Origin of the sequence: Lederbergia ruris, assembly GCF_018332955.1 — a bacterium.
Classification (GTDB): Bacteria; Bacillota; Bacilli; order Bacillales; family Bacillaceae_C; genus Lederbergia; species Lederbergia ruris.
Genome location: NZ_BORB01000085.1, coordinates 1 through 1,836, shown reverse-complemented (window position 1 = coordinate 1,836; position 1,836 = coordinate 1). Strand labels below are relative to the sequence as shown.

General features: G+C 40.6%; 1 protein-coding gene. It reads left to right on the top strand.

The annotated features are described in order from the left end of the window. Positions 1-158: 158 nt before the first annotated feature. On the top strand, positions 159-1,836 hold a 1,678-nt coding region (locus tag KI363_RS21470), incomplete at its 3' end, for an IS1182 family transposase (RefSeq protein ID WP_246516996.1).

Below are 1,836 nucleotides of genomic sequence, written 5' to 3'. Positions count from 1 at the left end.
GAGGCTGGGACAAAACTCCAGTAAATAAAATTAAGGCGTTGGGGCTTACACTTAAAAAGTGTAGACCCCACGCCTTTTTTTGTCGCTATTTTAGTAAACAAAAAGGACACCTTTTGATAAAATTAAAGTGACCAAACAATAATTTTGGAGGTGTCCTTATGTTTAAACATTATACCATGAATCAAGTAGTTTTGCCGCTAGATTTAGAAATTAAGTTGAAAGAAAACGATATTGCCTTTGCGATCAATGATCTTGTCGAGAGTATTCCGGAAGAGGCTTTGGAGGACTTCATACGACAAACCGGACGTCCTGCGTACCATCCTCGCATGATGTTGAAAATCATTTTGTGTGGGTATACACAATCTGTGTTTTCTGGTCGTAAAATAGAAGCTTTATTACAAGATAGTATCCGCATGATGTGGTTGGCTCAAGGGCATGAACCCAGCTATCGCACCATCAATCGTTTCCGTTCTAATCCACTCATTCAAGGCATACTACGCGAATGCTTTGTCCAGTTCCGAAATCAGCTCGTGGAAAAGGAATTGATTGAAGAGGAAGCAATTTTTATTGATGGTACAAAAATCGAAGCGAACGCAAATAAGTTCACCTTTGTGTGGCGGAAATCCGTTGAAAGATATAGTGATAAGCTAATTGAAAAGTCCAATCAACTGTATGATGAGCTGTTAGAAAAGGAGATCATCCCGGCAATAGAGCGAGAAAAAGAAGAAGAACTTTCCGTCAAAGAAATGGAAGAAGTAGTCGAAAAGTTAGACGAGAAAATCGAGGGATATAATAAGGAGATTGAAGCATCAGAAGTTGGGAGTGAACGGAAAAAGCTCCGTTCCGAACGCAAATTACCAAAACAATCTCGGAAGCAATTTATGGATTTCATCGCTCGCAAACAAAAGTATCAAAGCGATATGGAAATTTTCGGTGATCGCAATAGTTATTCAAAGACGGACCCGGAAGCGACGTTTATGCGTATGAAGGACGACTACATGAAGAACGGTCAATTGAAAGCTGGTTACAATGTCCAGATTGCGACGGAAGGTCAGTACGCGCTCGCTTATGATGTTTTCCCAAACCCGACAGATACACGCACCTTAATTCCTTTTCTCGACTCGATTGAAGAAAACTTTTTCGAACTGCCGGAACACATTGTCGCGGATGCAGGATATGGCAGTGAACAGAATTATGAAGATATCATCGAGAATCGAAATCGAACGCCCCTTATTACATACAATCAGTATCGAAAGGAGAAGAAAAAGAAGCATAAGGACAACGCTTTTCATGTAGATAATTGGGAATATAATGAGGACGAAGATACTTTTCTGTGCCCAAATGGACGGAAAGTACAGTTTAGCCATCATTCCAAACGAACAGACAAGTACGGATTCACCCGTGAATTTAAAGTGTACGAATGTGAGGACTGTTCGGGCTGTCCACTCCGCGATTTATGCACGAAAGCAAAAGAAGGGAACAACCGAAAAGTCTACATTAATGAAAAGTGGGAGTCCCAAAAAGAATATGTGCGTACGAAGCTTTCAGACGAAAAAACTGGTGAGATTTACGGAAAACGTAAAACGGATGTCGAACCAGCGTTTGGTTTTCTGAAGGCTAATTTGGGTTTCACTCGTTTTTCCGTCAGGGGAAAACAGAAAGTGAAGAATGAATTAGCCTTTGCATTAATGGCGGTGAATTTGAGAAAAAACGCCGCCATGAACGGCAAAATAGTGCCGGGAGAGGGAGAAACTCTACAAAAAAAGGTTCCAAGCAAATTTTTTATTGCTTGGAACCTTTTTATTTACTATTTTTGGCTAGTTATGTCCCAGCCTC